Annotated in this window: 20 protein-coding genes; 9 read left to right on the top strand and 11 right to left on the bottom strand. The window is 70.1% G+C overall.

Annotated elements, in window-relative coordinates:
• Nucleotides 1-17: 17 nt before the first annotated feature.
• A complete protein-coding gene (locus ACX9TP_RS33555; protein ID WP_482974721.1) occupies nt 18-554 on the top strand; it encodes an ECF-type sigma factor in 537 nt (178 codons plus the stop codon).
• Nucleotides 555-583: 29 nt separating this feature from the next.
• Here the strand turns inward: ACX9TP_RS33555 and ACX9TP_RS33550 are convergent, their stop codons facing one another.
• From ACX9TP_RS33550 to ACX9TP_RS33530, 5 genes are all read right to left on the bottom strand, one after another.
• Complete coding sequence (locus ACX9TP_RS33550; protein WP_482974720.1) at nt 584-2,347, bottom strand: DUF885 domain-containing protein; 1,764 nt, start codon at nt 2,345-2,347, stop codon at nt 584-586.
• A 390-nt stretch (nt 2,348-2,737) separates the two neighbouring features.
• Entirely contained in the window at nt 2,738-5,035 is a 2,298-nt protein-coding gene (locus ACX9TP_RS33545; protein ID WP_482974719.1) for a putative Ig domain-containing protein, read from the bottom strand.
• Nucleotides 5,036-5,136: 101 nt separating this feature from the next.
• Nucleotides 5,137-6,096, bottom strand: coding sequence for an alpha/beta fold hydrolase (locus ACX9TP_RS33540; RefSeq protein ID WP_482974718.1), 960 nt, complete (start codon nt 6,094-6,096; stop codon nt 5,137-5,139).
• An 18-nt stretch (nt 6,097-6,114) separates the two neighbouring features.
• Nucleotides 6,115-7,266: an acyl-CoA dehydrogenase family protein gene (locus ACX9TP_RS33535; protein ID WP_482974717.1), complete on the bottom strand. Its 1,152-nt coding sequence runs from the start codon at nt 7,264-7,266 to the stop codon at nt 6,115-6,117.
• A 17-nt stretch (nt 7,267-7,283) separates the two neighbouring features.
• On the bottom strand, nt 7,284-8,144 hold the full coding sequence (locus tag ACX9TP_RS33530) for an IclR family transcriptional regulator (protein WP_482974716.1): 861 nt from the start codon (nt 8,142-8,144) through the stop codon (nt 7,284-7,286).
• 149 nt (nt 8,145-8,293) lie between these two features.
• On the opposite strand from ACX9TP_RS33530, the gene ACX9TP_RS33525 reads away from it, so the two are divergent.
• The 5 genes from ACX9TP_RS33525 to ACX9TP_RS33505 are packed head-to-tail and all read left to right on the top strand — an operon-like array spanning nt 8,294 to nt 14,777.
• Nucleotides 8,294-9,817, top strand: coding sequence for a 3-hydroxyacyl-CoA dehydrogenase (locus tag ACX9TP_RS33525; RefSeq protein ID WP_482974715.1), 1,524 nt, complete (start codon nt 8,294-8,296; stop codon nt 9,815-9,817).
• A 5-nt stretch (nt 9,818-9,822) separates the two neighbouring features.
• The gene (locus tag ACX9TP_RS33520) at nt 9,823-11,019 is read left to right on the top strand and encodes a 3-oxoadipyl-CoA thiolase (protein WP_482974714.1); all 1,197 of its coding nucleotides are present in this window, start codon (nt 9,823-9,825) and stop codon (nt 11,017-11,019) included.
• Nucleotides 11,020-11,024: 5 nt separating this feature from the next.
• Complete coding sequence (locus tag ACX9TP_RS33515) at nt 11,025-12,206, top strand: acyl-CoA dehydrogenase (RefSeq protein ID WP_482974713.1); 1,182 nt, start codon at nt 11,025-11,027, stop codon at nt 12,204-12,206.
• 16 nt (nt 12,207-12,222) lie between these two features.
• A complete protein-coding gene (locus ACX9TP_RS33510; protein WP_482974712.1) occupies nt 12,223-13,641 on the top strand; it encodes an aldehyde dehydrogenase family protein in 1,419 nt (472 codons plus the stop codon).
• A 41-nt stretch (nt 13,642-13,682) separates the two neighbouring features.
• Nucleotides 13,683-14,777 (top strand): Zn-dependent alcohol dehydrogenase, encoded by a 1,095-nt coding sequence (locus tag ACX9TP_RS33505; protein WP_482974711.1) that lies wholly within the window; start codon nt 13,683-13,685, stop codon nt 14,775-14,777.
• 56 nt (nt 14,778-14,833) lie between these two features.
• Here ACX9TP_RS33505 and ACX9TP_RS33500 read toward each other — a convergent pair whose 3' ends face one another.
• Nucleotides 14,834-15,856, bottom strand: a complete 1,023-nt coding sequence (locus ACX9TP_RS33500) for a hypothetical protein (RefSeq protein WP_482974710.1) — start codon at nt 15,854-15,856, stop codon at nt 14,834-14,836.
• Nucleotides 15,857-16,045: 189 nt separating this feature from the next.
• The gene (locus tag ACX9TP_RS33495; RefSeq protein ID WP_482974709.1) at nt 16,046-17,365 is read right to left on the bottom strand and encodes an amidohydrolase; all 1,320 of its coding nucleotides are present in this window, start codon (nt 17,363-17,365) and stop codon (nt 16,046-16,048) included.
• A gap of 97 nt (nt 17,366-17,462) precedes the next feature.
• Between ACX9TP_RS33495 and ACX9TP_RS33490 the strand changes: the two genes are divergently transcribed.
• Nucleotides 17,463-18,851: an alpha-amylase family glycosyl hydrolase gene (locus ACX9TP_RS33490; RefSeq protein ID WP_482974708.1), complete on the top strand. Its 1,389-nt coding sequence runs from the start codon at nt 17,463-17,465 to the stop codon at nt 18,849-18,851.
• Nucleotides 18,852-18,873: 22 nt separating this feature from the next.
• On the opposite strand, the gene sitI6 is transcribed toward ACX9TP_RS33490, so the two are convergent.
• The 3 genes from sitI6 to ACX9TP_RS33475 form a co-directional block, all read right to left on the bottom strand.
• Nucleotides 18,874-19,596 (bottom strand): SitI6 family double-CXXCG motif immunity protein, encoded by a 723-nt coding sequence (gene sitI6 / locus ACX9TP_RS33485; RefSeq protein ID WP_482974707.1) that lies wholly within the window; start codon nt 19,594-19,596, stop codon nt 18,874-18,876.
• Nucleotides 19,597-19,608: 12 nt separating this feature from the next.
• Nucleotides 19,609-20,274 (bottom strand): SitA6 family polymorphic toxin lipoprotein, encoded by a 666-nt coding sequence (gene sitA6 / locus ACX9TP_RS33480; protein ID WP_482974706.1) that lies wholly within the window; start codon nt 20,272-20,274, stop codon nt 19,609-19,611.
• A 146-nt stretch (nt 20,275-20,420) separates the two neighbouring features.
• Nucleotides 20,421-21,860: a serine/threonine protein kinase gene (locus ACX9TP_RS33475; RefSeq protein WP_482974705.1), complete on the bottom strand. Its 1,440-nt coding sequence runs from the start codon at nt 21,858-21,860 to the stop codon at nt 20,421-20,423.
• Nucleotides 21,861-22,165: 305 nt separating this feature from the next.
• Here ACX9TP_RS33475 and ACX9TP_RS33470 point away from each other — a divergent pair, with 305 nt between their 5' ends.
• Nucleotides 22,166-23,122 (top strand): bifunctional helix-turn-helix transcriptional regulator/GNAT family N-acetyltransferase, encoded by a 957-nt coding sequence (locus ACX9TP_RS33470; protein ID WP_482974704.1) that lies wholly within the window; start codon nt 22,166-22,168, stop codon nt 23,120-23,122.
• 43 nt (nt 23,123-23,165) lie between these two features.
• Here the strand turns inward: ACX9TP_RS33470 and ACX9TP_RS33465 are convergent, their stop codons facing one another.
• Nucleotides 23,166-24,797, bottom strand: a complete 1,632-nt coding sequence (locus ACX9TP_RS33465) for an alpha-amylase family protein (RefSeq protein ID WP_482974703.1) — start codon at nt 24,795-24,797, stop codon at nt 23,166-23,168.
• 21 nt (nt 24,798-24,818) lie between these two features.
• Between ACX9TP_RS33465 and ACX9TP_RS33460 the strand changes: the two genes are divergently transcribed.
• The gene (locus ACX9TP_RS33460; RefSeq protein ID WP_482974702.1) at nt 24,819-25,934 is read left to right on the top strand and encodes a TIGR03885 family FMN-dependent LLM class oxidoreductase; all 1,116 of its coding nucleotides are present in this window, start codon (nt 24,819-24,821) and stop codon (nt 25,932-25,934) included.
• Nucleotides 25,935-25,957 lie beyond the last annotated feature (23 nt).

The following is a 25,957-nucleotide window of genomic DNA, read 5'->3' as shown; positions in this document are numbered from 1 at the left end:
ATGCCCTGGAGGGCACCATGGGTACGTCGGAGCTGACGGTGCTGCTGGACGGCGCGCGCAAGGGGGACACGGACGCGCGCGATGCGTTGATGGCGGTGGCCTACCAGGAGCTTCGTCAGTTGGTGCACGCGGCCCCGCGCGTTTCGCCCACGGCGCTGGTGAACGAGGCGTGGACGCGCCTGTCCAGCGGCGGGGTGGCCTTCGAGCACCGGCGTCACTTCTTCGGCGCGGCGGCCCGGGCGATGCGGCGGGTGCTGGTGGACCGCGCGCGCGTGTGCAGGGCGCAGAGGCGCAACGCGGCCCAGGAGCGGCTGAGCCTTCAGGACGCGGAGGTGGAGGGCCCCGCCGGCATGGACATCGAGGTGCTGGAATTGGAGCGGGCCTTGTCGGAGCTGGAGACCTTCCAGCCGCGCCTGGCCCGCATGCTGGAGCTGCGCTACTTCGCGGGGCTGGGGCTGATGGAGACGGCCGCGGCGCTGGCCGTGTCGCCCGCCACCGTCCGACGCGACTGGGCCTACGCGCGCGTCTGGCTGGTGGAGCGTCTGAGCAACTGACGCGGGACGGCGTCGCGGCGCGCGAAGCGTCAGCGCAGCAGCAGCCGGCGCACGAGCGGCAGGGGCAGGCTGCCCTGGGCCACGAAGGCGTCGTGGAACTGCTTGAGGCTGGCGCCCTTCGCCGTCATGTACTCGCGGGCGAGCTGCTGAATCTCCAGCTTGCCGTACGTGTAATAGAGGTACGTGGGGTTGTACGCGCCGCGGCGGGCTTCCTCGTAGGCGTTGGCCGGCTGCTGGAAGCAGCGCTCGCGGAACAGCTTCGCGCCGTCCTCCACCGTCCAGCCCGCGGTGTGGAGCTTGATGCCGGTGACGTAGCGGCAGTCGCGCAGCAGGGCCTCGGAGAGCTGGGCCAGGCGCAGCTTCGGGTCGCCGTTGCCATAGCCCTGGTCGAGCATCATCTGCTCCGCGTAGTGGGCCCAGCCCTCCGCGTTGCTGCTCACGCTCACCAGCTTGCGCACCTTGGTGGGGAAGCGCGGCGCGTAGAGGAACTGGAGGTAGTGGCCGGGCCAGACCTCGTGGATGTTGATGAGGTCCACCACGGGCTTGTTGTACAGGCGCAGGTGCTCCTCCTTGTGCTGCGCCGTCCACTCCGGCTCCACCGGGGTGACGTAGTAGAAGGCCTCGGTGGCCTTCGTCTCGTACGGCCCCGGCGTGTCCATGGACGCGAAGCTGCCCGAGCGCGCATAGGGCGGCGTCTCCTCCACGCGCGGGCGCACCTCGGAGGGAATGGTGACCAGGTCCTTCTCCACCAGGAACTTCCGCACGCCCTCCACCGAGCGGCGCACGGAGGGAATCAGGTCCTCCGCCGTGGGGTGGTCCTTCTCCAGCGAGGCCATCACCTGCGCGGGCGTGAGCTTCGGGTCGATGCGCTTCGCGGTGGCCACGAACTCCGCGTAGTCCTTCTCCAGGTTCGCCTCGCCGCGCGCGAGCAGCTGCGGCAGCGGCACGTCAATCATCTCCTCGTGGCGCAGCTTGGTGAGGAAGCGCTCCTCGCCCAGCGCGTAGCTGCCGGTGGAGCGGGGCAGCAGCTCGGTCTCCAGCCACCGCGCGAAGTCCTTCACCGCCGCCACGGCCTGGGCGTTGGCCTGCTCGAACTCGGCCTTCAGCGTGGCATCCCCGCCGGCGGCGTCCGTCGCCCACTGCGTCACCGAGCCCTCGAAGAAGCCCACCGAGCCCTTCGTCATGCGGATGGCCAGGTCGGTGAACTCGCGGGGGGGAGTCTGCACGTTGGCCTTGCCCGCGGCGAACACGGCGGGCACCTGCTTCAGGCGGGCAATCACCGAGCGCAGCCGCTCCGCCTTCGGCGCGAAGTCGCGCTTCATCAGCCCGTCCACCGCGCCGCCCGGCAGCCCGGCGTAGAGCATGGGGTTCTTCTCCCAGCCCCGTACCTCGCTCAGCTCGTAGTGCTCGGCGACGAGGGACTGGAGGAGCGCGTCGGCGTCGACGGACTCGTCGAAGGAGAGCGCGCCGCGGTCCAGCGCGCGCACGCGGGCAATCAACGACTCCAGCTCACGGATGCGGGCCTCGATGCGCGGCCGGCTCAGGTCCTCCAGCCGCGCGTCGTACTCATGCATCCCGTACGCCGTGGCGCTCGAGGGCGCATAGGCGAAGGACGCGGCGAAGATGGCGTCCACCAGCTCGGGGAAGGTGTCCCCCTTCGCGGCGGTGCCTCGGGGCGCCTCGGGGGGCGCGGCGGTGGGGCCAGGGCCCTGTCGGGCGCAGGCGAGCAGGCCACAGCAGGCGACGAGCAGCAGACGGCGGAAGGAGGGTAGGGCGGGGGCGGCTCCAGGCATGCCGCCGTTCTAGCAACGATGGGCGGCGGAGGTCCGGCACGGAAGACGGGCCGTGTTCGCCAGAAGCGGAAGGAGAAGGCCTTCCACCGTTCTAGCAACGATGGGCGGCGGAGGTCCGGCACGGAAGACGGGCCGTGTTCGCCAGAAGCGGAAGGAGAAGGCCTTCCACATCGTCGCGAGGTCTCCGTGCGAGGGAATGCGCCGGGCTGGAGTCCGACGGACGGCTCTTCGCCGAGCGCACCACGGCCGCCGTGGCCATGCCCACCGGCAGGCGTCCTCCTCCCGCGCCGCCCGCCCCGTGCGCCGACGTGAGGCGCGGAAAGACGAAGGCGCCCGCCACCCTCGGGAGGGTGGGGGGCGCCCGCGTCACGTCACGTCACGACAGGTGGGCTACTTCTTCCGGCGAGCCCGGCGCATCAGCGCGAGCGCGGCGAGCCCCAGGGCATTGAAGCCCGCGGCGCCCGAGCCGCTGCAGCCGCAGCTGTCCGACTCTTCGTCGTCGTCGGGCATCGGCGCGGGGTTGGCCGCCGCATCGACGTGCACCGACACGGCCCGCTCCGCGCTCTGGCCCGCCGAGTCCGTCACCTTCATCGAAACGGAGAAGTCGCCCGTCGCGGTGGGCGTGCCGGAGAAGACGTACGCGTCTCCCCGCTGCGCGCCCGTCACGCCCGCGGGCAGCGAGCCGGTGTGGCTCCACGTGAAGGGAGCGCGGCCACCCAGCGTGACGAAGGCCGCCTCGTAGGCGCTGCCCGCCGTCGCCTTCGGCGGCTCGGCGGCGGCGATGCTCAGCACCGGGACGACCTCCAGGCTGTAGGCGCGGGACGTCTGGGTGCCACGTACGTCCCGGGCCTTCACGGTGAGGGCCGAGGTGCCGGCCGCCGTGGGCGTGCCGGAGAAGGCGCCGGCCGTGAAGCCCAGCCCCGCCGGCAGCGTGCCCTCCAGCGAGAGCTCCGTGCCTCCGCCACCGCCGCTCGTCTCCACGGACGCGCTGTAGGCCTTGCCCACCACGGCGTACGGCAGTGTCTCGGTGACGAACGCGGGGCCCGCCCAGGCGCGGCGGCTGGCCACCATCGACACGCTCTCACTCACCGCCACCACCGTGCGCTCACCGGTGGCGAAGGAGGCGGACGTGAAGCTGCCCGCGGCCCCCGTGACGTACGACGTCCAGGTCCGGCCATCCGCCGACGCGCGCAGCTCCAGCTGCGCCAGCGTGGTCAGGCTCGCGAGGTCGCCCCGCACCGTGTTGACCACGAAGGTGTCGTCCACGAAGGCCACCACGGGCTCCATCGGCAGCGCGAAGCCCGTCGCCACCGCGCCCTGCACCTGCTGCCACGTCGTCCCGCGGTCCTCGGACATGAAGAGGATGCCGGACGGCTCCGTCGGAGGCGGTACGCCGCCATCCGAGGTCTCCTCGGGCTCCGTCTCGGGCGGCTCCTTCCACGTGAAGGCGATGAGGCGGCCGTTGCCGGACACGAGGTCTCGCACCTCACGGCCCGCCAGTGCCTCCGCCTGAAGCGTGTCCCAGCCGGAGCCGTCCGCCCGGGCGCGCAGCACGAGGCTGCCGGCGGACAGGTCCCCATTCTCCGGCTGCCCCAGGGCGAAGAAGGTGTCCTGCCCCGCGACCACGTTCCCCAGGACGTTGTCCGTGTCGGCGCTCTGGTCCGTCCACGTGGTGCCGTCGCTGGAGACCGCGATGAGCCCCTGTGCGCCCGTGGCCACCAGCCGGGTGCCGCTCGCGGCCAGGGCCACGAAGTTGCGGCCCGCTTCTCCTCCCTCGGGCACCGGGTCTCGGTACGCCACCGTCCACGTCTTCGCGTCATCGGCGGACACGACGATGGCCCCGCCCGACAGCGCGAACCACCTGCCCTGGGCGAAGACCGGCTTGCGCACGCTGATGGCCGTCTCCACGTCGTCCTGCATCGTCGGAGAGAAGGCCGTCCACTCGGTGCCGTCGGTGGAGCTGAGCAGGCCCGTCTCGGAGGCCTGGGCCAGGAAGTGGCCGTTGCCGTACGTCGCGTTCGTCGCCTGGGCGGCGGGGCCCGTGGGGCCGAAGGACGTGGCCTTCCAATGGTCGAACGTGGTGGCCGGCGCGACATTCACGTGGAGCAGGCGCTCCAGCCGCCCCGAGAAGTCGGTGGGCTGGTACGCGGTGGGCGTCTCGCCCGCGTCCGCGTCCGCGGCGAGGGCGAGCTCCGGCGTGGGCTCACCGCCGTCGGTCTCCGGCGGCTTCACGCGGCGGAAGCCCGTGAGGTAGGTCACGCGGTAGGCCCCCTGGGCCACCTGCGGCACCGGAAGCTGGAGGTGCGCGAAGGCGCGCGTCTCCGTCGCTCCGTCGACGGTGACACGCTCGGAGGTGAGGCAGTGCCAGGTGGAGCCGGTGATGGCGAAGGCCGTCTGGGCCTCGGCTGTCACTTCCGCGTCCGCCACGCCCCGGACGCCGTCCTGCTCCTTGTACGTATAGGTGCCTTCCGGCGCGGCCCAGCCCTCGGGCAGGCCGACACAGGCCACCAGCTTCCCGTCGGCCGTCGCGCCTCCGCCCGCGGCGAAGGCCATCTGCAGGTCCAGCGGGGCCGTCGTCCCGCTGTTCACCTTCTCGTCATGACCGACAAACGAGTACGACTGACAACCACTCACGAGCCACAGCGTGGCCCCCACCAGGGCACGCCCAGCACCGATACGCTTGAACACTTGAAGAGAGTCCTCTCGGAGAACAGCCGAGCGAACTGTCCAGGAACTCGACGAGCCACGTCAAATCCAGTGTGGCTGCAAGGGCTCTCCTGCCTGCCTCCTCAACCCCGCGCGGCGGGGCGTGCCTCGGAGAAGGCGAGGGGCGGCAGCGCTTCTGGTCGGTCCCACAGGGGGAAGTGGCTGCAGCCCTCCAGCGCCACCACCCGCAGCCGGGGCCCGGCGTGCTGGGCGCTCTCCATCATGGAGTGGGTGTCGAGGACGCGGTCCTTCCCGGGGACGAGCACGGTGCCGCGCTGGACGTACTGGTAGAGCGAGGCGTCGCGCTCGTGCATCCAGTCATCAATCCCTCGCAGGTTGGAGACCATGGTGGCCACGCGCTTGGGGTTGAAGGGGAAGGCCATGATGAGCTCGCGCTTGCGTGCATTCTCCAGCGGGCCCCACGCGCCGCGGTTGCGCTGGGAGATGGGCTCCTTGCGCCACAGCGGCACGATGAAGGACAGCAGCCACAGCTGCACGGCCGTGCTGCGCGTGTAGGGGCGGGCCTGGGGAAGGACGGGGGCCTCCAGCACCACCTCCACGCGCTCGAAGAGCTCCGGCCGCATGCGGGCGGCCTCCAGGACGACGGCGCCGCCGCGCGAGTGGCCATGGACGCGGATGTTGTCCGTGCGGGGCAGGTGCTCCAGGGCCTGGACGAGGACGGCGGCGTCGTAGGGGATGGAGCCCTCCCGCTCCGTGGGCACCTTCACCCAGGGGGCGGAGCGGAAGCGCGGGCCGGTAATCGGCACGTGGTAGTCGCAGCTCGTCAGCAGGATGAGCTGGAGGCCCGGGTCGCTGTAGTAGTCGGTGAAGTAGCGCATGTCGGCGACGAAGCCGTGCATGCAGATGACGGTGGCGTGCGGGCTGTCGCTCCGGCGCTCGGCGATGGCCGCCTTGCCCACCCGGTAGACGTCCCCGTCGAAGGGCTCGCTCTTGCACGGGGCGCACTCGCGGTGCAGCAGCCACTGCCTCAGCACGAGCATGAGCGCGACGAAGCCAGCGAGGAGTCCAAGGGCCAGGTACATGGGTTCTCCCGGGGAGGCTCAGGCCACCTCGCGCATCATGTTGCGCGCGATGACGAGCTGCTGAATCTGACTGGTGCCCTCGTAGAGGCGGAACAGGCGCACGTCGCGGTAGAAGCGCTCGATGCCGTAGTCGGCGATGTAGCCGGCCCCGCCGAAAATCTGCACCGCGCGGTCCGCCACGCGGCCCACCATCTCACTGGCGAACAGCTTGCAGCAGGAGGCCTCGGTGCTGACGTTCTGCCCTTCGTCGCGCCTGCGGGCCGCGTCCAGCACCATGCAGCGGGCGGCATAGGCCTCGGTGCGGCTGTCGGCCAGCATGGCCTGGATGAGCTGGAACTCGGCAATCGGCTTGCCGAACTGCTGCCGCTCCATGGCGTAGCGCAGGCTCTCGCGGACGAGGCGCTCGGCGACGCCGACGCACACGGCCGCGATGTGGAGCCGGCCGCGGTCCAGCACCTTCATCGCCGTCTTGAAGCCCTGGCCCTCGCGGCCACCCAGCAGCTGGGACTCGGGGACGCGGCAGTCCTCGAAGAGGACGTCCGCGGTGTGGGTGCCCTTCTGGCCCATCTTCCTGTCCTGCGGGCCGATGTGCAGGCCCGGCGTGCCCGCCTCCACGAGGAAGGCGGAGATGCCGCCCGCGCCCTTGTCCTCGGTGTTGGTGCGCGCCATCACCGTGAAGAGCCCGGCCTCCGGCGCGTTGGTGATGAAGCGCTTGGTGCCATTGAGCACGTACACGTCGCCGTCGCGGCGCGCGCTGGTGCTCAGCGACGACGCGTCCGAGCCGGCGTTGGGCTCGGTGAGCGCGAAGGCGCCGACAATCTCTCCCGAGGCCAGCCGGGGCAGGTACTTCGTCTTCTGCTCCTCGGTGCCGTCCAGGATGATGCCCTGCGAGCCGATGCCGTTGTTGGTCCCGATGAGCGAGCGGAACGCGGGCGACGTCTGCCCGAGCACGAAGGCCACCTGCACCTCCTGGCTCATGTTCAGCCCGATGCCGCCGTACTCCACCGGCGTGGAGAGGCCGAACAGGCCCAGCCCGCGCATCTCCTCCACCAGCTCCGGAGGGATGGCGTCCTCGTCCGCGACGCGGTGCTCGTTGGGCACCAGCCGCTCCTTGACGAAGCGGTCCAGCGTGGAGAGGAGCTGGGCCAGGGTGTCTTCATCACAGGCCATGGGAGGGTGTTCCTCTTTTAGCGGCGCAGCATGGCCGCTTCGACGTTGCGAACCAGGTTGACGAGGCGGGGGCCCAAATCGAGCAGCAGCCGCTGGCGCGGCATCAGGAACGACGGGCCGCCACAGTTGAAGGCGAGGATGCCGCCGCCGTCCGGGACGATGAAGGGCACGCCCACCGCGTTGACGTCGCGGTCCCAGTCTCCGGTGGAGAGGGTGAAGCCGTGCGTCTGGTAGTCCGCGAGCGCCTGCTCGATGCCCTCGCGCATGCGAGGCCACCGGTCGCCCTCGCGCTTGGACATGTGGTCCATGAAGTAGTTGCGCTCCGGCGCGGGCAGGGCGGCGAGCAGCGCGCGCCCCATGGCCGTGGTGGCCAGCGGCAGCCGTGAGCCGATGTCCAGCCGCAGCGTCACCGCGGCGGTGGAGCGGCAGTGCTCCACATAGACGACGTTGAGCCTGTCGCGGCTGCCCAGCGACACCGGGACGTTGGCGTAGTCCGCCAGCTCCTGCATCAGCGGCCGCGCCACGTCGCGCACGCCCATGTTGGACAGCGCCGCGAAGCCGAGCGCCAGCACCCGCGTGCCGAGCTGGTACTTCCCCAGCCGCTCCGAATACGTGAGGTAGCCCAGCCGCGTCAGCGTGTGCGTCAGCCGGGAGATGGTCGGCTTGGGCAGGCCCGTGCTCGCCGCCAGCTCCTGGTTGCCCAGCATCGGCCGCTGCGGCGTGAAGGCCCGCAGGATTTCCAGCCCGCGCGCCAGCGCCGTCACGAACTGCCGGTCCTTCGCTTCCTCCTCGCCGCTGTCGCCGAGCAGCTCCAGCGACTCCATGGAGGTGATGCCGGTGTCATTCGTGGGCGCGGAATGGCCAGGGGAACGAGACATGGCGGTCCTGGAAAGAGTGGGATTGCAAGGACCATAAACAGTCGGTAGATACGGGGTCAAGGTTTTGCGAAACTCAATTTCGCTGTGCGAAATTCGGGAAAACGCGACAGAGCCACCGTCGCGAAAGCCCACGGGGAGGGACGCTGACGATGCTGGACGCCAATCAGCCCGGGCTCGTGCTCGGAATCGTGGGCACGGGCACCATGGGCCGGGGCATCGCCCAGCTTGCGGCGCAGGCCGGTGTCACGGTGCGCCTGTTCGACGCCCGTCCCCAGGCGGCGGAAGAGGCGCGCGCCAACGTCGGGGCGATGCTGGACTCGCTGGCGGCGAAGGGGCGCATCTCCGTGGAGGAGGCCCGCGCCGCGACGCTGCGACTCCAACCCCTTCGCACCGAGGCCGAGCTGGCCGGCTGCCACGGGGTGGTGGAGGCCATCGTCGAGGACCTCCAGGTGAAGCGCGCGCTCTTCACGCGCCTGGAGGGAATCGTCGGGCCGGACTGCCTGCTGGCCACCAACACCTCGTCGTTGTCGGTGACGGCCATCGCCGCCGCGTGTGAGCACCCCGGCCGCGTCGGCGGGTTCCACTTCTTCAACCCCGTGCCGCTGATGAAGGTGGTGGAGGTCATCGACGGCGCGCGCACGGAGCCGTGGGTGTCCTCCGCGCTCGTCGCGCTCGCGAAGCGCATGGGCCACCGCCCTGTGCGCGCGGCGGACACCCCGGGCTTCATCGTCAACCACGCGGGCCGGGGCTTCGGCACGGAGGCGCTGCGCATCCTTCAGGAGGGCATCGCCTCCTTCGGCGAGGTGGACCGCATCCTCCGCGAGGCCGCGGGCTTCCGCATGGGCCCCTTCGAGCTGCTCGACCTCACCGGGCTGGACGTGTCGCATCCGGTGATGGAGTCCGTCTACGAGCAGTTCTACCAGGAGCCCCGCTTCCGCCCGTCGTACCTCTTGCGGCAGCGGCTGGCCGCGGGACTGCTCGGGCGCAAGTCGGGGCAGGGCTTCTACTCGCACGAAGGCGGCAAGCAGCAGTCCGTGCCGGCACCCGCCGCTCCCCAGGGCGAGCGCCGCCCGGTGTGGATTGGCGCCGACGAGCCGGCCTGGCGAGACGCGCTGCGGAACGTGGTGACGGCCGCGGGCTGGACGTGGGACGAGGCGCCGCGACCGGGCCCGGAGTCGCTCTGCCTCGTGGCGCCGCTGGGCCGCGATGCCACCACCACGGCGCTGGCGCTGGGCGTGGACCCCGAGCGCACGGTGGCGGTGGACCTGCTCTTCGGCCCGGAGCGCCGTCGCACGGCGATGACGACGCCGGTGACGCGGCCCGCGTTCCTGGACTCGGCGCTGGCGCTGCTCGCGGCGGACGGCACGGCGGTGTCACGCATCCACGACAGCCCGGGCTTCGTCTCCCAGCGCGTGCTGGCCACCCTCGTCAACATCGCCTGTGACATCGCGCAGCAGCGCATCGCCAGCCCGGAGGACATCGACGCCGCCGTCACGCTCGGGCTCGGCTACCCACATGGGCCGCTGGCCTGGGGTGACGCACTGGGCCCGGGCCGCGTGCTGAAGGCGCTGGAGGCCCTGCACACCGCCACGGGAGACCCGCGCTACCGCGCCAGTCCGTGGCTCTCCCGCCGAGCGCGCCTCGGCGTGTCGCTGCTCACCCCGGAGGGATGAATCGCATGAGCGCCTATCTCTACGACGGACTGCGCACCCCGTTCGGCCGCCACGCCGGAACGCTGGCCCCGGTGCGCCCCGATGACCTGCTCGCCGGCGTCATCCGGGCGCTGCTCGCCCGCGGTCCCTTCGAGCCGCACGAGGTGGAGGACGTCATCGCCGGCTGTACCAATCAGGCGGGCGAGGACAGCCGCAACGTGGCCCGGCATGCCGCGCTGCTCGCGGGACTGCCCATCGAAGTCGCGGGCCTCACCGTCAACCGGCTGTGCGGCAGCGGCCTGGCGGCGGTGCTGGACGCGGCGCGCGCCGCCACGGCGGGGCAGGGCGAGCTGTTCGTCGCGGGCGGCGTGGAGAGCATGAGCCGCGCGCCCTTCGCCCTGGCCAAGGCCGAGTCCGCCTACAGTCGCGACGCGCGCATCTACGACACGACGATGGGCGCGCGTTTTCCCAACCCGCGCCTCGTGGCGGGCTTCGGTGACGACACCATGCCGGAGACGGCGGACAACATCGCGAGCGAGCTGGGCCTGGGCCGCGAGTCGAGTGACCGCTTCGCGCTGGCCTCGCAGCAGAAGTACGCCGCCGCGCTGAAGGCGGGGTTCTTCTCCGGGGAGCTGTTGCCCGTGGAGCTGCCGGGCCGCAAGGGCGCCGTCACCACGGTGGCGGTGGATGAGCACCCCCGTCCGGACACCACGCTCGACAAGCTGGCCGCGCTGAAGCCGCTCGCGCCGGACGGCGTCGTCACCGCAGGCAATGCCTCGGGCATCAACGACGGGGCCGCGGCCCTGCTGGTGGGCACGTTGGGCGTGGGCGAGCGGGCCGGGTGCAAGCCGCTGGCGCGCATCGTCTCGGCGGCCGTGGCCGGGGTGCCGCCGCGCACCATGGGGCTGGGGCCGGTGCCCGCCTCGCGCAAGGCGCTGGAGCGGGCCGGGCTGTCGCTCGCGGACCTGGACGTCATCGAAATCAACGAGGCCTTCGCGGTGCAGGTGCTGGGCTGCCTCAAGCTGCTGGAGTTGGCCGAGGACGACAGCCGGGTGAATCCGAACGGAGGCGCCATCGCCGTCGGCCATCCGCTGGGGGCCTCGGGTGCGCGCCTGGCGCTGACGGCCGCGCGGCAGCTTCAGCTCGGCGGGGGCCGCTACGCGCTCGTCAGCATGTGCATCGGCGTGGGGCAGGGCATCGCCGCCATCCTGGAGAGGGTTTGACACGCATGAGTCAGCGCACGCCGTTCCGGTGGGAAGACCCGTTCCTCCTCGAAGAGGAGCTGAAGGAGGAGGAGCGGCAGCTCCGCGACACCGCGCACAGCTACTGCCAGCGGCAGCTCATGCCGCGCGTCCTCGAGGCCAACCGCCACGAGGTCTTCCACCGCGAAATCATGAACGAGCTGGGCGGCCTCGGCCTGCTGGGCTCCACGCTCCCGCCCGAGTACGGTGGGGCCGGCGTCTCCTACGTGGCCTATGGCCTGCTCGCGCGCGAGGTGGAGCGCGTGGACTCCGGCTACCGCTCCGCGATGAGCGTGCAGTCCTCGCTGGTGATGTATCCCATCCATGCCTACGGCTCGGAGGCACAGCGCCGCAAGTACCTGCCGGGGCTGGCGAAGGGCGAGCTCGTCGGCTGCTTCGGGCTGACGGAGCCGGACGCGGGCTCCGACCCGGGCGCCATGCGCAGCCGGGCCCGCAGGGCGCCGGGGGGCTACCTCCTCTCCGGCACCAAGCAGTGGATTACCAACTCGCCCATTGCGGACGTCTTCGTCGTCTGGGCGAAGGACGAGCAGGACGAGATTCGCGGCTTCGTGCTGGAGAAGGGCATGAAGGGGCTCACGGCGCCGAAGATAGAGGGCAAGTTCTCCCTGCGTGCCTCGGTGACGGGCGGCATCGCCATGGACGACGTCTTCGTCCCCGAGGAGAACCTGCTGGCCGGGGTGAAGGGCTTGAAGGGCCCGTTCGGCTGCCTCAACAACGCGCGCTATGGCATCTCCTGGGGCGCCATGGGCGCGGCGGAGTTCTGCTGGCACACGGCGCGCGCGTACACGCTGGAGCGGCAGATGTTCGGCCGGCCGCTGGCCGCCACGCAGCTCATCCAGAAGAAGCTGGCGGACATGCAGACGGAAATCACGCTGGGGCTGACGGCGGCGCTCCGCCTGGGGCGGCTGAAGGACGCGGAGAAGGCCGCGCCGGAGGCCATCTCACTGCTCAAGCGCAACAACTGTGGCAAGGCGCTGGACATCGCGCGCGTCGCCCGCGACATGCTGGGCGGCAACGGAATCGCGGACGAGTACCACGTCATCCGGCACGTGATGAACCTGGAAGCGGTGAACACCTACGAGGGCACGCACGATGTCCACGCGCTCATCCTCGGACGCGCGCAGACGGGCATCCAGGCCTTCAGCTGACCTGTGGGAGGCAGTCATGCACGGCTTCGACAAGCTGTACATCAACGGGAGTTGGACGCCCTCGCGGGGCGGTGGCCACATCGACGTGCTCAGCGCCTCCACCGAGGAGGTGATGGGCCGCATCCCCGAGGGCACCGCGGAGGACGTGGACCTCGCGGTGTGCGCCGCCCGCGCCGCCTTCGAGGCGTGGTCCACCCGCCCGGCCACCGAGCGCGCCCAGGTGCTCCAGCGCATCCACGACGGGCTGACGGCGCGGCAGGACGACCTGGCGAAGACGATTACCGGCGAGGTGGGCATGCCCCTGGGGCTGGCGAAGCCCATCCAGGTGGGCACGCCCATCACCGTGACGGGCAGCTACGTGAAGCTGCTCCAGGAGTTCGCCTTCGAGGAGCAGGTGGGCAACTCGCTGGTGGTGCGTGAGCCGGTGGGCGTGGTGGCCTGCATCACCCCCTGGAACTACCCGCTCCATCAAATCATCGCCAAGGTCGCCCCGGCGCTGGTGGCGGGCTGCACGGTGGTGCTCAAGCCCAGCGAGGTGGCCCCCCTCAACGCCTTCCTCCTCGCGGAAGTCATCCACGAGGCGGGCGTCCCGGCCGGCGTCTTCAACCTCGTGTCGGGCACGGGCCCGGTGGTGGGCGAGGCGCTCGTCCGGCATCCCGACGTGGACATGGTGTCCTTCACGGGCTCCACGCGCGCGGGACGGCGCATCTCCGAGGTGGCCGCCGCCACCATCAAGCGCGTGGCGCTGGAGCTGGGCGGCAAGTCGGCGGCCATCGTCCTCGATGACGCCAACCTCAAGAACGTCGTGAAGCGGGTGGTGGGCAACTGCTTCCTCAACTCCGGGCAGACCTGCTCGGCGCACACGCGGCTGCTCGTGCCGCGCGCACTGCATGAAGAGGCGGCGCGGCTCGCGGCCGAGGTGGCCGCCAGCTTCACCGTCGGAGACCCCTTCAAGGGCGAGGCGAAGCTGGGCCCGCTCATCTCCGACGCGCAGCGCACGCGCGTCCGCGGGTACATCCAGCAGGGCGTCCGCGAGGGCGCGCAGCTCGTCGCCGGTGGTGCCGAGCCGCCCGAGGGCCTCCCGAAGGGCTACTACGTGAAGCCCACCGTCTTCGCAGGTGTCACGCCGGAGATGACCATTGCCCAGGAGGAAATCTTCGGGCCCGTGCTCGTCATCATGCCCTACGAGGACGAGGACGATGCCCTCCGCATCGCCAACGGCACCATCTACGGCCTGTCGGGCGCCGTCTGGTCCAACGACGTCGAGCGGGCGAAGCGCGTCGCGCGGCGGATGCGCACCGGACAGGTGGACATCAACGGCGGGCGCTTCAACCCGCTGGCGCCGTTTGGCGGCTACAAGCAGTCCGGGCACGGCCGCGAGTTCGGCCGGTACGGCCTGGAGGAGTTCCTGGAGCACAAGGCCCTGCAGCTCTGAGCCCTACTCGCTGTTCCTCCCTACACTTGGAGCAAGCCACCATGAAGGCTGCTGTGTGTTTCGAGAAGGACAAGCTGACCATCGAAGACATCCGCTTCGACGCGCCGCGGGCCCAGGAAGTCCTCGTCCGCATGGTTGCATGCGGCGTCTGTCACACGGACCTGTCGGTGCTGAACGGCACCGTGAAGATGAAGCTCCCGTGTGTGCTGGGCCACGAGGGCGCGGGCATCGTCGAGGAGGTGGGCGAGGGCGTCACCCACGTGAAGAAGGGCGACAAGGTCGTCCTCTCGTGGGTGGCCCAGTGCGGTGAGTGCTACTACTGCCGCATCCAGCGTCCGAACCTGTGCGTGCTCGGGGAGAAGATCAACGCGAGCAACCGGATGCCGGACGGGAGCACCCGGCTGCGCAGGGGGGAGCAGGACCTGAACGTCTTCTCCGCGCTGGGCGCCCTGGCCGAGTACGCCGTCGTCCACGCGCGCGCGGCGGTGCGGCTGCCCGACGACGCTCCGCTGGACAAGGCGGCGCTGATTGGCTGCGCGGTGGCGACGGGCGTGGGGGCTGTGTTCAACACCGCCGAGATGCCGCCGGGCCAGACGGTGGCGGTGTTCGGCGCCGGTGGCGTGGGGCTGAACATCATCCAGGGCGCGGTGATTGCCGGGGCGGAGCGCATCATCGCGGTGGACGTCCACCCGAAGAAGCTCGAGCTGGCGAAGGTCTTCGGCGCGACGGACGTGGTCGACGCGAAGGCCGGAGACCCGGTCGCCGCCATCCGCGAGCTGACGCATGGCCGTGGCGCGGACTACGCCTACGAGGCCGTGGGCCGCAAGGAGACCATCGAGCAGGCGTACATGTGCACGCGCAAGGCGGGCACCTGCGTCGTCGTCGGCGTGGGCAGCGTGAAGGAGCAGATCAGCCTCAACGTCTTCGTGCTGCCCCTCTTCGAGAAGCGGCTTCTCGGCTCCTGGTTCGGTACGGCGGACGTGCACCGCGACATGCCGAAGCTGCTCGACCTCTACACGCAGGGGAAGCTCAAGCTCGATGAGCTGGTGACGACCACCTACAAGCTCGACCAGCTCGACGCGGCCTTCGCCGACATGCAGAGCGGGGTGAATGCCCGCGGCGTCGTCCTCTTCTGACTGCTGGCCCCGCCCCTCGCGTGAGAGGGGCGGGGTCCACCTGCCGTTGCTCGCGGCTACTTCTGGCGGATGCGGATGAGGTTGAGCTTGTTGTTGGCGGCGCCGGGCGCGCTCCGCACGGTGAGGCGGCCGTCGGACACGGCGACCACGCCCGAGCCATTCGTGAAGCCGTAGCCCGTCGGCACTCCACTGAGCAGCACCGCGTCCTCCACCTGGATGCGGTACGCGCCGTTCTTCGTGCTCGGGTCCCCCGCCATGAGGTCCACGGCGTAGACGCCGTTGGGGACGGCAATCTCCCAGACGAAGTCCCCGCCCTGCTGCATGCGCGCGTGCCGCTGCGCGAGGATGTCGACGTCGTAGCCCGCGTCCACCATGTTGGCCGTGTTGTCCACGTTCCACCCATAGGTGAAGCCGTAGGCCCGGCTCCCGTAGGACTGCCCGTAGTCGGAGAGGTTGCCGTAGATCTCCGTGGGGCTGGCCGAGGCGGGCTGGAAGTTGATGTCCACGCCGAACTTCCGCTTCACCTCCACGAAGGCCAGCTTGTTGTTCACCGCGAAGCTGTCGTTGCTGATGGTGAGCTTGCCGTCATTCACGTCCACGGTGGTGACGGCTTCGAAGAAGTGCTGCGCCGCGGTGGGTGTGCCCTTGAGCACGTGGCCGTAGTACTCGACGGTGAAGATGTAGTCGCTGTCGATGAAGCCCGGGTCGCCCGCCACCAGTCGCACTTCGTAGTAGCCGTTGGGCACGGCGAGGCTCCAATTGAAGTTGCCGCCGTTCTGCGTGCGAATCAGCGTGTCGTAGGCCTGGGACGGCGTGTTGGCGTCATTGCGGTCCCTCGTGTTGGCCGTGTTGTCCGCGCTCCACCCGTACGTGAAGCCGTTGCCCCGGCTGCCGTACACCTGGCCGGTGTCCGCGACGAAGCCGGCCGGCACGGGCACGTTGGCCGGCTGGAAGTTCACCCGCACCTCGAAGGGCGCGAAGGGCGAGAAGGGGACGGACTGCGCCGCCGCCGGAGCGCCGAGCAGCGAAAGACTTCCGAGCACCGCCAGGCGCAGCGACTTCGTCAGGAACGCTCTCATGGTGTGACCTCGAGGGGGATGGGCCCGCGCCCCCACGACGGGGAGCGGGCGACGCACCGCTAACACGGGCGTCCCGCATCCCCGCAAGCCACACCTGCGCCAATCAGACGGCGGCGCGAAATTCTGCCGTCACGACGGACGCAGTTCGACAACCCGCGAACTCTTGCAGGTGGATTGCGTCTCAACTGTTCAGGGCTTGCCGAGCAGCTCCAGCGCGGCGGTGGTCAGCGTGGTGACGCCGGTGCGCAGGGAGCGCTCGCGGTCCGGCGCATAGAGGGGCGAGTGCGCGGAGGGCAGCGCCTCTCCGGAGGCCTGGGCCTGGGCGATGCGCTTGGGCTCGGTGATGCCGAGCCAGAGCATGACGGCGGGGACGCCCGCGCGGCCGTACTCGGAGAAGTCCTCGCCGCCCATGACGGGCTGCGTTTCGCTCAGGTTCTGCGGACCGAGCACGCGTCCCACCGCGCCCACCAGCCGCTTCGTCAGTTCAGGGTCATTGAAGGTGGCGGGCGTGCCCTCGGTGACGGCGACGTCGGGCGGGCGAGGGGCGTTGGCGGCCAGGGCCTCCGCCTTCGCCACGCGCTCGATGCCGGCAATCAGGGCCTTGCGCACCTCGGGCTTGTACGTGCGCAGCGTGAGCTGGAGCTTCACGTCGTCCGGGATGATGTTGTGCTTGGTGCCGCCGTGGATGGAGCCCACCGTCAGCACCGCGGGCTCCAGCGGGTGCTTCTCGCGGCTGATGAGCGTCTGCAGCGAGAGGATGGTGCGCGCCGCCAGCACCACCGGGTCCACCGTGGTGTGCGGGTACGCGCCGTGCCCGCCCTTGCCGTAGAGGGTGATGTCGATGGAGTCCACGCTCGCCATCGAGTAGCCGGGGGTGAACTGCACCGTGCCCGACGCGGCGGTGCCCACGGTGTGGAGGGCGACGGCGAAGTCCGGCTTGGGGAAGCGCTTGAAGAGGCCATCCGCCAGCATGGCCCGGGCGCCCGCGCCCACCTCCTCGGCGGGCTGGCCCACGAACATCACCGTGCCGCGCCACTTGTCCTTCGACTTCGCCAGCAGCGTGGCCGTCCCCAGCCACGACGTCATGTGCACGTCGTGTCCGCACGCGTGCATCACCGACACCGTGCTTCCCGACGCGTCCTTCACCTTCACCTGGCTGGCGTAGGGCAGCCCCGTCTTCTCCTCCACCGGCAGCCCGTCCAGGTCCGTGCGCAGCATCACGGTGGGGCCCTTGCCGTTGCGGAGCAGCGCGACGATGCCGTGGCCGCCCACCTTCGGCGTCACCTCGTAGCCCAGCTTGCGCAGGCGCTCCGCGAGCTTCGCCGCCGTCTTCTCCTCCTGGAGCGACAGCTCGGGCGACTGGTGCAAATCACGGTAGAGCGCGTCCAGGTCGGGATAGATGGCGTCGATGCCGCCGAGGACGGGGGAGGGCGCCTCCGCCGCGAGGGCACCACCGCCGGGCACGGCGGCGCAGGCGAAGAGGGCGGCAAGCAGGGGGAGGGATTTCACCGGGCGGTCTCCTGTCCGAGGGGCTGTAGGGCAGGCAATAGAGCACACCTTGCCGCGAAGCGTTGAGGCTGGCCACACGGGTGCGCACCCATGGGGGATGCCGCCCGAGAACCTCCTTCCCGCGCCCGCCTGGGTACACGACGCCGACTTCATGCACGTGTACCCATTGGGGGCGTGTGGGGCCCCCGCCACGAATGACTTCCAGAGCGTGCCCGCCGCGAGACTGGACCGGCTGTTGCCGTGGCTGGACGCGTGGGCCGCGCTGGGCGTCAACGCCGTGTACCTGGGCCCCGTCTTCGAGTCGTCCACGCACGGCTACGACACGGCGGACTACTTCCACGTGGATCGGCGGCTGGGTGACGACGCGGCGCTCGCCCGACTGGTGGACGGACTGCATGCGCGGGGGATGAAGGTGGTGGTGGATGCCGTCTTCCACCACGTGGGGCGGGCCTTCTGGGCGTTCCGGGACGTGCGCGAGAAGGGTGAGGCGTCGCAGTACCGGAGCTGGTTCGCGGGCCTGCGCTTCGGCGCGCGCAACCGCTTCGGCGACCCGTTCGTGTACCAGGGGTGGAATGGGGTGGAGGAGTTGGTGAAGCTGGACCTGCGCCAGGACGCGGTCCGGCAACACCTCTTCGACGCCGTGTCCCACTGGGTGGCGCGATTCGGCATCGACGGGTTGCGGCTGGATGCGGCGGACTCCATCGACCTGGACTTCTTCGACGGGCTGCATGCGTTCTGCGCCGGGCTGGAGCGGAAGCTGTGGCTGATGGGCGAGGTCATCCACGGCGACTACCGCAACTGGGTCCGGCCCGGCCGGCTGCACTCCACCACGGACTACGCGCTGTGGAAGGCGCTCTGGTCCAGCCACAACGACAGGAACTACTTCGAGCTGGCCCACACGCTGAAGCGCCAGTACGCCGCGGGCGAGGGGATGTACGAGGCGCTCACGCTCTACACCTTCGCGGACAACCACGACGTGAATCGGGCCGCGAGCCTCCTCAAGGAGACCCGCCACCTTCCGTTGCTCTACCTGCTGCTCTTCACGCTGCCGGGGATTCCGTCCCTCTATTACGGCAGCGAGTGGGGCCAGCAGGGACGCAAGGAGGGCGGTGATGACCGTCCGCTGCGGCCGCCACTGCCGGAGCCGCCGGGGCCTCCGGACCAGCCGGCCGGACTGCGCACGGCGATTGCCCGCTACACCGCGCTCCGGCACCAGCACGAGGTGCTCCGGCGCGGGCACTACCGGGAATTGCTCGTGCGCTCCGAGCAGCTCGCCTATGCGCGGGAGCTGGGGACCGAGAGCGTCGTCGTGGTGGTGAACGCCTCGGGCAAGCCCTCCGACCTCGTGGACCTGGCGATGCCGGGGGCTGCGGAAGGGGAGTGGGTCGACCTGCTGGATCCGACGCGGCGGTTCTCGCTGCGGGGAGGACGGCTCTCATTGGGCGTGCTGCCGCCCACGACGGGCCGGGTGCTGCGGAGGGCGTGAGTAGCCAGTACTCCTCGGAGTGCTAGCGCGTTGGCAGCTCTTGGAACGTGATGCCGTCCAGTGCCAGGCGCCGCACGGCCTCCATGAACCGCTCGGTGCCGATAACCATCGTGGCGAAGTTGCCGACCCGGAACAGGTCCACTTCCGGAGGCAGGGAGGCAGCATCCAGGATGGGTTCGTCGGGGCGCCCGAAGCCCTGCCGGCCACAGGTCGGGCACGGTGGAGGCTCGTCCGGCGGAATGCAGTCCGGATGCAGTCGGCCATGGGGCTCGATCTGGAGCTCCAGGATTTCCGGCGGGTTCTTCTGGCGGAACCGCAGCTCTGTCGGGTAGCCCCGGAGCCCTCGCACCCCCTCTGTCATGAGGCGCTCCAGTTCTTCTTTGCGCACGAGCAACAAAGAGGTGCCTTGCCATGCAACGGGACCGAACTTCCCGGAGGCCGAGCCCTCCAGGGGCCCGAATTGCGTGCCGGGAGGCAACGCGGCATTGGGGGGGACCAGGGGCAGAGCCAGCTCGCGCAGGCGAGAGAATTCCTCAACAGCCACCGGCCAGGGACGTACGAGCTTCGTCCGCTCGGGCAGCTGCGACAGGTCCACCCCGGGATACTCGTGCCCCACCCCGCCCCATGTGACGCCACAGGTGTGGCACTGCACGCCAGGCAGGCGCCACCTGTGCGTTGCATCGAAACTCCCGTTGAAGCGGCCTCTTGCCGCCTCGTCTTCGCGCAACCAGTAGAACCGGGTCATCTCGCCGAGCCCTCACGTCCCTGGCCGGGAATAGTAGGGTTGGATGGGGCCGCCAAGGAGCTCGAAGCGATAGATGAGCTCTCCTGCGTGCTTGTACATCTCAGCGGGACTGGCGAACGGCTTCGCATCCTTGAACTGCCGCCATGCCAGGTTCCACGGCCCCCCTCGCCCGTCGTTGCCGTGAATCCGTCGGTGGACGTGAAGCGGTATGGGCATGGTGTAGTCGTGAATCGTGACGCCTCTATCTCTGAACCACTCCGCCAGGTCTTTCGCCTGGGGGAAGAGGTGGTGCTTCTCCCATTGGCCGGGCGTGAGCTGGCGTGAAGGGGGGATGATTCTCGCGGGGCCGCCGTTCCAGTTGGGGAAGACCATGACGGCGCCACTGGGCAACTTCCCCGCGCCTCCCCAGTTCCTCCGAGGACCGCTGCCTGGCGCCGCCGCAGGAGGGCGCGCCCCCGGGAAGCGCGCCAATTCGACGTCGCGGGGCATGTCCTCGCAGCGGTAGAAGCCGCAGACGTCGCCCATGCACAGGAGGGTGACGCACTGGTCCTCCTCGGGGGCGTCGCACTCCACCGCAGCCTCGTTCCACGCCTGCTGCGAGGGTGCGCTCGGGGGCGTGGAGCAGCCCAGCAACGACGCGGCGAGCAGCGGAAGCCAGAAGGCACGAAGAGTTCGCATGGTCGGCGAACCCTATTACTAGCTTCTCACTGCGGGGATGACGGCGCTTGTTGGGCGTGCTGCCGCCCACGACGGGCCAGGTGCTGCGGCGGGCGTGAGCCTCTCGCCACCGGCCGAGAGCACACGTCGCGCGATGGAGCCACTGGCTATGGACCACCATCTCGATCTGCGGGGCCCGAAGTGGGAGGGCGCGGCGGAGTCTGAGCTGGGAGGTAGCACGCCCCCCTGTATTCAACGCCGCCCCACTCATCACAGTCCTTCTGGTCCACGGGCAGCTTCGTCCAACAGCCGCCGTTGATGGCGACCTGCACCTTGCCGGGACAGCGGCCCTTGCTGTCCGGGCGCCTCTGCCCTGGACGGGGTTTCGGTGGCAGGTCTAACGCGATGGACGCCCACGCCGAGGGGGCTCGCCTGGTTGTCCCGGGCGCCGTGAGTACGGAGTCTCCCACGGCCACGGTGCCGGCATCCGGTGACTCTTCCTGCTCCGCGACGTGGGCCGTCGCGGGCTCCTCCTGGCGGCTCACGCTCAGCAGCCCCCCGGCGCTCAGCGCCAGCGCGCCTCCGAGGCCGGCGGCCGCGAACCAGGGCCACCGCTGCATGCGAGGACGGGGCTGCACCGTGACGCGCTGGAGGCCGGGGAAGCGGCTTGAGGGCCGCCGCTCTTCTCCGGTGAAGAGGGGCTCATCCGCCTCGCTTCCCGCGCTGCGCGCCGCCTGCTCCAGCGCTTCCGCCACCTCCCGCGCGCTACCGCGCTCCTCGGGGCAAGGCGAGAGCATCCGGGACACCAGCGCGCTCAATTCCGGGATGCAGCGGGGGTTGCAGACTCGCGCCGTCCAGCGCCCCAGCTCCTTGGGGCGCCAGAGCCAGTCATCCTCATGTCGTGGGTGCGCTGACGGTGGGTACTTCCCTGTAATGAGTCGATAGGCCGTGACACCCAGGGCGAAGAGGTCATCCGCGGGCCCCGGGGGATATGCGACCGCCGGGAGCTCGCGGGAGCCGAAGACGAAGCGCCACGCCTCGGGCGAGCGGTAGGGCGAGGTGCCGGGAGGAAAGAGCTGCGAGGTCAGCGTGGCGGCCCCCACGTAGTGTCCGGAGCCGAAGTCCAGGAGGAAGGGCTGCCCGTCCGCGGGCCGGACGCGGACATTGTCACCCTTCACATCGCGGTGGAGGCCTCCGGCGGCGTGGGTGGCGTCCAGTGCGCGGGCTAGGCGGGCCAGAAGCCCGAGCACCTGCCGCGAAGACGGGCGCTGTGCCTGGGCCCAGTCATAGAGCGGTGCGCCCTCGATCCATTCCATGACGAGCCAGGGGTAGGACACGCCCTCCCGGGGCTGCCAGTGGCCCCTGTCAATCAGGCGGGGCACGGCGGGGTGATGGATGCGGGAGAGCAGCTCGGTCTCCCGCGCGAAGCGCGCATCCTCACGGTGCAGGGCCAGCTTGAGGGCCACGGGGCGGGCGGACTGCGACTCGGCGAGCTCGGCGCGGTAGACGAGGCCGTAGGTGCCCTGGCCGCGCTGCTCCAGCAGACGCCACGGGCCGAGTCGCATCTCGTGGGGAGGGCTCGCCGGATTGAAGTCGTCAGACGCCATGAGGTCCCTCGTGTGGCGGTCCGCACCGCGCACGAGGAGACTACTCGCGAGGTAGGTGCACTCCAACGCCATCCAGCAGGTGGACGACGGCCCTCCACACCGGACCGGCATGGGAAGTTCCGCGCGCCACGGGCGAAAGCGCATGCTTCATCGCCGCCGCAGGGAGCGCACCGTGACGCGGGCGCTCCCGCGCTGAAGCAGAACGCGAAGCGGTCCCCCAAAGACCAGAGGGAGACAGTGTTCCTCTTGCGCGCCACCTGACTCCATAGTTAGCTATATAGCGCGCTATTGATTGGAGGCAGGGCATGGAAATCGACCTACTGTCGGGCTTTGGCGTGGGCTTTCTGGGCAGCCGGCTCAAGCGTCTGGCCGAGCGGCTGCAAGTGGATGCGGCCGAGGTAGCCCGGTCGCTGGACCTGCCGGTCCAGCCCGCCCAGGTGTCGCTGCTGATGACCATCCGCATGCACGGCCCGATGACGGTCGGCGAGCTGGCCGAGCGCCTGCGGCTGGCACAACCCACGGTGACCCGCGCCCTCGGGACCTTGGAAGAGTTTGTCGAAGCGCGGCGCGCGCCGGACGACCAGCGCTCGAAGCTCCTGGCGCTGACCGAGAAGGGCGAGGCCCTCATGGCCCGCATCCAGACACAGCTGTTGCCGCGCATCGAGCCTGCTGCCGCATCGCTGGTCGAGGGGCTGACGGGCGACTTCATGCAGGGCCTGGCCAGGCTGGAGGCGCGGCTGACCGAGGCCTCGCTGCTGAGCCGTATCAAGGCCGCCGGTCCGCCCAAGATGTGGGCGCGCGACTTCTCGGACGACCTGGCCGACGCCTTCTATCGAATCAACGCCGAATGGATAGAGGACATGTTCACCCTCGAGGAGAACGACATTGCCCTCCTGTCGAGGCCGCGCGAGCTCATCCTCGACAAGGGCGGGGTGGTGCTGTTCGCCGAGACGCCGGAGTTGGGTGTGGTCGGGACCTGCGCCCTGATGGTGTCCAAGGACGGCTGGGTGGAGCTGACCAAGATGGGCGTCCTGAAGAGCGCCCGGGGCCTGAAGGTCGGCGAGTTCCTGCTCGCCAAGACACTGGAGCGGGCCTCCAGCCTGGGCTTCGACAAGGTCTACCTGTTGACCAACAAGAAGTGCGTGGCGGCCATCCATCTCTACGAGAAGCACGGCTTCGTGCACGACGCCGAAATCATGCGGCAGTTCGGGGCGCGCTACGAGCGGTGCGACGTGGCGATGTCGTATCGACCGAGAGGGTAGGGCGCTCGGTCATCGCCGCGACGTGTGCCTGGAATGCCGCCGCTCAGCTCACAGGCTCCATGCGGAACCACCGGTAGCCATAGCCCTCCAGCGTCACGCGGTGCCGTCCGCCCTTGAGAGGCTGCGAGGGCGCGTCCGACAGCGCATGGACGAGCCGCGCTGGAGGCCCACCGGGATTGAAGCTCACCTCGCACGCCTTGCCGGACAGGTTGTGCAGCGTCACCAGCGTCTCGTCCTTCCAGTCGTAGCGCAGCGCGAGCACGTTCGCCGGCTTCACGCGCAACAGCTTCCACGTCCCCCAGCCCAGCTCGGGACACTCCTTGCGCATGCGCACCATGCGCTCCATCCAGTTGAGCATCGACGCCGGGTCTCTCCGCTGCGTCTCCACATTCACGCGCGGGTAGCCGAAGGCGCCCTCCTTCACCACGGGCCGGAAGGGCTCGGCCGCGCGGGTGAAGCCTCCGTGGGGCTCGTCCGACCACTGCATCGGCATGCGCACGCTCGCGCGCTCGTGCTGGGACAAATCTTCGCCCATGCCCAGCTCGTCGCCGTACCAGAGCACCGGCGTGCCCGGCAGGGACAGCATCAGGCTGAAGGCCAGCTCCAGGCGGCGCCGGTCTCCGGACAGCATGGGCGCCAGCCGCCGGCGGAGGCCCCGCCCGTAGAGCTGCATCTTCGGCTCCGGCCCCAGCTCCGCGAACACGCGCTTGCGCCCGGCGGCCGGCAGCCGGCCCAGGTCCAGCTCGTCGTGGTTGCGCAGGAAGTTGGCCCACTGCGCCGTATGTGGCAGCCGAGGCGCGGAGCCCAGTGCCTCCGCCAGCGGCGTGGCGTCCTCCGTCACCAGCGAGAGGAACAGGTTCTGGTTGGCGGCGAAGTTGAAGACCATCTGCATCCGGTCTCCATCCGAGCCGAAGAAGTTCATCACCTCTTCCATGGTGACGTTCGCCTCGGCCAGGAGGATGGCGTCACCGGTGCGCCACGAGAGGAACTCGCGCATCGCGTCCAGCAGCTGGTACGGGTCCTTGATGCCGTGGTTCTTGAGCCCCTTGAGCTCGACGAGGAACGGCACCGCGTCCACCCGGAAGCCGGACACGCCCAGCTCCAGCCAGTAGCCCATCACCTTGAGCAATTCCTCGCGCACGGCGGGGTTGGCGACGTTCAGCTCGGGCTGGAAGGGGAAGAAGCGGTGGAAGTACCAGGCCTTCGCGTCCTTGTCGTACGTCCACGTGCTCTCCTGCGAGCCCGGGAACACCATGCCCTTGTGCGCGTCCTTCGGCTTCTTGTCGGACCAGACGTAGAAGTCGCGGAAGCGGCTGTTCGCATCGCCGCGCGCGGCCTGGAACCAGGGGTGCTTGTCGCTGGTGTGGTTGACGACCAGGTCGATGATGACGCGCATGCCGCGCTGCTTCGCCTGGTGGGTGAACTCCACGAAGTCCCCCAGCGAGCCCAGCCGGGGGTCCACCCCGTAGTGGTCGGTGATGTCGTAGCCGTTGTCGCGGTTGGGCGACGGGTGGAAGGGCATCAGCCACAGGCAGGTGATGCCCAGGCCCGCCAGGTAGTCCAGCCGCCGCTGGAGCCCGATGAAGTCGCCCACGCCATCGCCGTTGCCGTCCATGAACGTCTCGACGTCCAGGCAATAGACGACAGCGTTCTTGTACCAGAGGTCCTGAATCATCGTGTCTCCCGGGACGGGAGGGTGGGGCGTCTGCCCGGAAGGTGGCAGCAGGACATTCGCGGTGCGTACGCCAGCGCACAGCCCGTGGGCCGGGGCTTCCAGCAGCGGACACTCGCGCGCACGGCCCGCTCGCGGCGGCGCGGGGGCGGCTCCAACCTGCGCCGCCACATGCTCACTCTCGGCTATCACGCGTCCCACGAGCAGTTCCCTCCGAGCGAGCTGCTGCGCCTCGTGCGCCAGGCGGACGCCGCGGGCTTCATGGCGGCGCTCAACTCGGACCACTTCCACCCGTGGAGCGATACACAGGGACACAGCGGCTTCGCCTGGAGCTGGATGGGCGCGGCGCTGGCCACCACGAAGCTCTCCAGCGTGGGCGTGGTGAACGCGCCGGGGCAGCGCTACCACCCGGCCATCATCGCGCAGGCGCTGGGCACGCTCGCGGAGATGTTCCCCGGCCGCGCCTGGGCGGCGCTGGGCAGCGGACAGCTCGTCAACGAGGGCATCACCGGCGAGCCCTGGCCCGCGAAGGACCAGCGCAACGCCCGGCTGAAGGAGTGCGCGGAGGTGATGCGCGCGCTCTTCCGGGGCGAGCGGGTGACGCACCGGGGGCTCGTCACGGTGGAGGAGGCGAAGCTCTACTCCCGCCCCGCGAAGCCGCCGCTGCTGGTGGGCGCGGCGATTACCCCCGAGACGGCGGAGTGGGTGGGAAGCTGGGCGGACGGCCTCATCACGGTGAGCAAGCCACCGGCTGAGCTCAAGAAGATGGTGGACGCCTTCCGGCGCGGCGGCGGCGACGGCAAGCCGATGTTCCTCAAGGTCCAGCTGTCATGGGCCCCCGAGGAGGCGGCGGCGCTCCAGGGCGCGATGGAGCAGTGGGCGCCGAACATCTTCGCCAGCTCCGTGCTCACGGACCTGCGGCGGCCCGAGCAGTTCCAGGAACTCGCGAAGACCGTGCAGCCAAAGGATTTGGAGGGGCACGTGCGAATCTCCTCTAGCCTCCAGCGTCACGTGGACTGGCTGGCGGAGGACGTGCGGCTCGGGTTCAGCCACCTGTACCTGCACAACGTCAACCGCGGGCAGGACGCGTTCATCCAGGCGTTCGCGGAGAAGGTGCTTCCGGCGCTGCGCTCGGTGTGAGGGCCGCGACGTCGTGCGGCAGG

The organism is Pyxidicoccus sp. M15 (assembly GCF_056858435.1).
The sequence above is the reverse complement of the archived record's forward strand: the minus strand, read 5'-3'. Positions and strand labels throughout refer to the sequence as shown.